The organism is Rhizorhabdus sp., assembly GCF_018006725.1.
Taxonomy (GTDB): Bacteria; Pseudomonadota; Alphaproteobacteria; order Sphingomonadales; family Sphingomonadaceae; genus Rhizorhabdus.
This window is the reverse complement of the sequence record NZ_JAGMXV010000252.1, coordinates 1-6,034: the sequence shown is the minus strand read 5'-3', so window position 1 is coordinate 6,034 and position 6,034 is coordinate 1. Positions and strand designations below refer to the sequence as shown.

At 61.5% G+C, this 6,034-nt stretch carries 6 protein-coding genes; all 6 read left to right on the top strand.

Annotation, left to right across the window (positions count from 1 at the left end; genetic code table 11):
- Positions 1-2,250 (top strand): conjugal transfer protein TrbE (gene trbE / locus KAY22_RS22920; protein WP_296625485.1); only part of this gene is annotated, 2,250 nt, incomplete at its 5' end.
- Positions 2,247-2,975, top strand: a complete 729-nt coding sequence (trbJ, locus tag KAY22_RS22915; RefSeq protein WP_006018732.1) for a P-type conjugative transfer protein TrbJ — start codon at positions 2,247-2,249, stop codon at positions 2,973-2,975. The genes trbE and trbJ, both read left to right, overlap by 4 nt.
- Positions 2,975-3,346, top strand: a complete 372-nt coding sequence (trbK-alt, locus tag KAY22_RS22910; RefSeq protein ID WP_006018733.1) for a putative entry exclusion protein TrbK-alt — start codon at positions 2,975-2,977, stop codon at positions 3,344-3,346. The genes trbJ and trbK-alt overlap by 1 nt, the downstream gene beginning before the upstream one ends.
- Positions 3,343-4,566, top strand: coding sequence for a P-type conjugative transfer protein TrbL (gene trbL, locus KAY22_RS22905; RefSeq protein WP_006018734.1), 1,224 nt, complete (start codon positions 3,343-3,345; stop codon positions 4,564-4,566). The genes trbK-alt and trbL overlap by 4 nt, the downstream gene beginning before the upstream one ends.
- A gap of 100 nt (positions 4,567-4,666) precedes the next feature.
- Positions 4,667-5,350, top strand: coding sequence for a conjugal transfer protein TrbF (gene trbF, locus KAY22_RS22900; protein ID WP_006018735.1), 684 nt, complete (start codon positions 4,667-4,669; stop codon positions 5,348-5,350).
- 50 nt (positions 5,351-5,400) lie between these two features.
- Positions 5,401-6,034, top strand: a 634-nt coding sequence (locus KAY22_RS22895; RefSeq protein ID WP_296625486.1) for a TrbG/VirB9 family P-type conjugative transfer protein, incomplete at its 3' end; no start/stop codon positions are given.

Sequence of the window (6,034 nt, the reverse complement as noted above, 5' to 3'; positions counted from 1 at the left end):
GCCTTGCGTGGCCTCGGATCAGGCTGGGGCGTGTTCGTTAAGGAGCAGCGTCATTCTGCGGGCACTTATCCTCCAAACGCCTTTCCGGATGTCGCGTCTGCGCTGGTCGATGCCGAACGCAGAGCGCAATTCGAGGAGGCAGGTGCCCACTACGAGTCCAGTTATTTCCTGACCTTCCTCTATCTGCCGCCGGAGGAGGGAGCGGCTAAGGCGGAGCGATTGCTCTATGAAGGTCGCGACCGCACCGTTGGAGCAGATGCCCGGGAGGTGTTGCGCGGCTTTATCGATCAAACCAACCGCGTGCTGCAACTCGTCGAAGGGTTCATGCCGGATTGCGCCTGGCTCGATGATCAGGCCACGCTGACCTATCTGCACTCGACGATCTCGACTAAGCGTCACCGCGTTCGCGTGCCCGAAATTCCCATGTACATCGATGCGCTTTTGGCCGACCAGCCACTGACCGGCGGGCTTGAGCCGATGCTGGGTTCAGCGAACGTGCGGGTCTTGACGATTGTCGGCTTTCCGGGCGCGACGACCCCGGGGGTCCTGGACGACCTGAATCGCCTGGCATTCTCGTATCGTTGGTCGACGCGCGCAATCATGCTCGACAAGACCGATGCCACCAAGCTGCTGACCAAGATTCGGCGGCAGTGGTTCGCCAAGCGAAAATCCATTGGCGCCATTCTCAAGGAGGTCATGACCAACGAGGCGTCGACGCTGCTCGATACCGACGCCCACAACAAGGCGATCGACGCCGACGCGGCGTTGCAGGAACTGGGGTCGGATCAGATCGGACAAGCCTTTGTTACGGCCACCCTCACTGTGTGGGACCGAGATCCCAACGCTGCCGATGAAAAGCTGAGGCTGGTCGAGAAGGTCATTCAGGGCCGCGATTTCACCTGCATGATCGAGACGGTGAACGCTGTCGAAGCCTGGCTCGGTAGCCTGCCGGGACATGTCTATGCGAATGTGCGGCAGCCACCGGTCTCGACGCTCAACCTCGCCCATATGATTCCGATGTCAGCCGTGTGGGCCGGTGAGGCGAGGGATCTGCACTTCAAGGCGCCGGCACTCCTGTTTGGCAAGACTGAGGGATCGACGCCCTTCCGATTCTCTCTCCACGTCGGCGACGTCGGCCACACCCTCGTGGTGGGCCCGACCGGCGCCGGAAAATCCGTTTTGCTGGCTCTGATGGCGTTGCAATTCCGCCGTTATCCGAACTCTCAGGTCTTTGCGTTCGACTTCGGCGGTTCAATTCGGGCGGCTGCGCTCGCCATGGGTGGCGACTGGCATGATCTCGGCGGTGCATTGTCAGACGGGGACGAAAACCCCGTCGCCCTGCAGCCGCTGGCCTGGATTGAGGATCCTTCCGAGCGCGGATGGGCGACGGAATGGATCGGCGCGATCCTGGCACGGGAAAAGGTCGAGATCACCCCGGAGGTCAAGGATCATCTGTGGTCGGCACTGACATCTCTCGCTTCGGCGCCGAGGGAGGAGCGGACCCTGACGGGCTTGTCAGTCCTGCTCCAATCGAACTCTCTGAAACGCGCCTTGCAACCTTATTGCCTCGGCGGACCTTCCGGGCGCTTGCTCGACGCCGAATTCGAGCGCCTTGGCGAAGCCTCGGTCCAGGCGTTTGAGACCGAAGGTTTGATTGGAACGGGTGCTGCGCCGGCCGTGCTGTCGTACCTCTTCCATCGCATCGGGGGCCGTCTCGACGGCCGGCCTACACTCCTTATTGTCGATGAAGGTTGGCTTGCCCTCGATGACGAGGATTTTGCGGGGCAACTCCGGGAATGGCTGAAGACGCTTCGGAAGAAGAACGCGTCCGTCATCTTCGCCACACAGTCGCTTTCTGACATTGATGGCTCCGCGATAGCACCGGCGATCATCGAAAGCTGCCCGACGCGCCTGTTGCTGCCGAACGAACGGGCGATCGAACCGCAGATCACCGCCATCTACCGCCGCTTCGGACTCAACGATCGCCAGATCGAACTTCTGAGCCGGGCAACGCCAAAGCGCGACTACTATTGCCAGTCTCGTCGCGGCAACCGGATGTTCGAACTTGGCCTTGGTGAGGTTGCGCTCGCCTTCACCGCAGCCTCTTCCAAGACAGACCAGGCAGCCATCGCGCAGCTCCTTGCCGAACATGGACCTGACGGCTTCGTGCCCGCCTGGCTCCAGCACCGCGGCGTCGCCTGGGCCCTCGACCTGATCCCCAACCTCGTCAATCTGGAGAAATCGCAATGAGACCTCTTGGCCTATTGGCGACCACGGCCGCCTTCGCGCTGCTGCTTGGCGTCACGGTGCCTGCACGGGCGCTGATCGTCTTTGACCCCACCAACTACGTCCAGAATGTCCTGACGGCCGCGCGGGAGCTCCAGCAGGTTAATAATCAGATCACCTCGTTGCAGAACGAGGCACAGATGCTGATCAATCAGGCAAGGAATTTGGCAAGCCTGCCGTATTCATCGCTGCAGCAACTGCAATCATCGATCCAGCGGACCCAGCAATTGCTGGCCCAGGCCCAGCGGATCGCCTACGACGTTCAGCAGATTGATCATGCCTTCTCGACAAGTTACGCGCCAGCGACCAGCAGCCAATCGAACCAGTTGCTGATCTCCAACGCTCAGTCACGTTGGCAGAATTCCTATGCCGCAACGCAAGACGCGCTTCGCGTCCAGGCGGGCATTGTTGGCAACCTCGACACCAATCGCATCCAGACATCCGCGCTCGTAACGTCAAGCCAGGGTGCCAGCGGCGCGCTGCAGGCAACGCAGGCTGGCAATCAGATTCTCGCGCTGAACGCGCAGCAGCTCGCCGACCTCACCGCCGTCGTGACGGCGCAAGGTCGGGCGCAGAGCCTTGAAGCGGCTCAGCGCGCCTCGGCCCAGGATCAGGGACGAGAACAGCTTCGTCGGTTCCTGACTCCGGGACAGGGCTATCAGTCATCCAACGTACAGATGTTCCACTGATGACGGACATAAGGGCATTCAAGGCGTTGTCGCTGCTTACGACAATCGGCGTGTTGGTCGTCACTGCCTGCACGATTCAGCTTCGCGGTGGTGACGAGCAGCCCGCGCTGCCGAAGGCCGCGCAGACGACAGATGCAACCAGCTCTGACCTCGCACGCTGCCGCAGCGTCACTGCGGAGGAAACGGCAGGTTATCAGCATTGCAGGCAGGTCTGGGCCGAAAACCGGCGACGCTTCTTGGCCAAGAAATCTGGTGCCGCGGTTCGTGGCCAAGAAGAACCCGCCGCTGCGTTGGCGCCGGCCCCAAAGGATCAGAGCCGGATCCCGCAGGGATATCTGCTACCGGCGACACCTGAGGCGAGCAAGCCATGACGGGTACGGGGATTATCGACCAATTCCTGGAAACGTTCACGCGATATATCGACAACGGCTTCGGCCTGCTCGGTAGCGACGTCGGCTATCTCGCAACGACCCTTGCCGCGATCGACATCACGCTTGCTGCGTTGTTCTGGAGTTGGGGGCCGGACGAAGACATCGTCGCGCGCCTCGTCAAGAAGACGCTCTTTGTAGGCGTCTTTGCCTATCTAATCGGTAATTGGAACAGTCTGGCACGCATCGTTTTCGAGAGCTTTGCCGGCCTTGGGCTAAAAGCATCAGGCGCAAGTCTCTCCGCGTCGGACTTCCTTCGGCCGGGAAAGATCGCTCAAGTCGGACTTGACGCTGGCCGACCGCTGCTCGATTCGATCTCCAATCTGATGGGCTACATCAGTTTCTTCGAGAATTTCGTCCAGATCGTCGTTCTCCTGTTTGCCTGGATCGTGGTGCTGCTCGCCTTCTTCATTCTGGCGATCCAACTCTTCGTCACCCTGATCGAGTTCAAACTCACGACGCTGGCCGGCTTCGTGCTCATTCCCTTTGGGTTGTTTGGCAAGACAGCCTTCGCGGCAGAGCGGGTCTTGGGCAACGTCATCTCTTCAGGGATCAAGGTCTTGGTCCTGGCCGCCATCGTCGGCATCGGCTCGACTTTGTTCTCGCAGTTCACCGCTGGCTTTGGTGGCAATCAGCCGACCATAGAAGACGCGATGACCCTGGTCCTTGCGGCGCTCTCCTTGCTTGGCCTGGGCATCTTCGGTCCTGGAATCGCCAACGGCCTGGTGTCGGGTGGGCCTCAGCTCGGTGCCGGTGCCGCGGTTGGAACAGGCCTTGCTGCCGGTGGCATTGTTGCGGCGGGCGCGGGTCTTGCCGCCGGCGGTGTTGGTCTCGCTGGCGGCGCGATTGCGGGCGCCGCGCGCGGTGGTGGCGCTGTCATAAGGGGAGCGTCAGCCGCCTATCGAAGCGGCGGCCTTGCTGGCGTCGCTGAGGCGGGCAGCTCGGCTGCCATGAGTCCATTGCGTCGTGCAGCGGCTGCCTTCGGGGGCGAGCAAGCTGGCGAGCAGGCCGCAAGCGCTTCGGCCGAAGGGCTGCCCGATTGGGCGCGCCGCATGAAGCGCGCCGAGACTATTCGGCATGGTGCCTCGGCTGCTGGTCACGTCCGCTCGGGCGATCATGGTGGCAGCGGCTCCTCCGTCGATTTGTCCGAAGGAGAGCGCTGAGACGCATCACCGCACTTTCGCCACCCGCCACGCGGCAGCGCCTCAAACCCAGACACTACACGGCTCAAAGCCGATCACTTGATCTCAGGGGCAATCATCAATGATCAAACGACCATTAGTTCACTACGGGCGCATGCCCGAACCGATCACGCCTTATCAAAAAGCAGCCCAAGTTTGGGACGAACGCATTGGATCCGCCCGCGTGCAAGCCAAAAACTGGCGGCTGATGGCGTTCGGTTGTCTCATACTGTCAGCCGGTCTCGCTGGTGGGTTGGTCTGGCAATCAAGCCATGGGTCGATCACGCCCTGGGTGGTCGAAGTCGACCATCTTGGCCAAGCCCAGAGGGTTGCGCCGGCCAACTTCGACTATCAACCGACTGATGCGCAGATCGCCTACCATCTGGCGCGCTTTATCGAGGATGTCAGAGGTCTGCCGGCCGACGGCATCGTTCTACGCCAAAACTGGCTCCGGGCCTATGATTTTACGACCGATCGCGGCGCCGCTGCGCTCAACGACTACGCGCGGAACAATGACCCCTTTGCCAAGCTCGGTAAGGCGCAAATCTCCGTCGACGTCTCGAGCGTCATTCGCGCGTCGTCGGAAAGCTTTCGGGTCGCATGGACCCAGCGCACCTATGACAACGGTTCGCTGAGCTCGACCGAACGCTGGACCGCAATTCTCACCATCGTGATCGAGATGCCCCGCGATGCCGAACGCCTGCGCAAGAATCCCCTTGGCGTTTACGTCCGCGCCATCAACTGGTCAAAGGAGTTGAGTCAGTGACCAAGACGCCGTTTGACGTTTATTCGAAGCGCCCCGCCCCGGACTGCGGGATCGGTCCCACTTGGCCCGCGTTCTTGACCGCGAAGCGAGCAGTTTTGTTTGCTCTCCTGCTTGGTTCCTCGGCGCTCGGTGGGTGCGCGACCTACATTCCTCCGGAGATCAGCTATGACGCCGAAGTGCCTCCGTTACCGGCTACGCCGGTGGCTCTCGACGACAGATCGCGACCGCTTCACATTCCACCCCTCTGGAAGCCGGCTCTCGGCGGCAAGTCGGGAGGGAAGGAAGACGCTGAACCTGTGAGCCGGGTTGAGACAGCAAATAGCGCGGCCCGGGTCGAACCGCGCAAGCGAGGGTATTTCAACGCAGCGCAAATCTACGCCTACAGTCCTGGGGCGCTCTATCAGATTTACGCCGCGCCGGGGCAGATCACGGATATCGCGCTCGAGGAAGGAGAACTTTTGACGGGATCAGGGCCGATCGCGGCCGGAGATACCGTACGCTGGGTCGTGGGCGATACCGAGAGCGGGAGCGGCGACACACGGCGCGTCCATATCCTGGTCAAGCCGACCCGAGCCTCGATCGAGACCAACCTGGTGGTCAATACTGACCGGCGCACCTACCTGATTGAGCTCCGCTCTCGCGAGCGGCCGTACATGCCATCCGTTGCTTGGTACTATCCTGAGA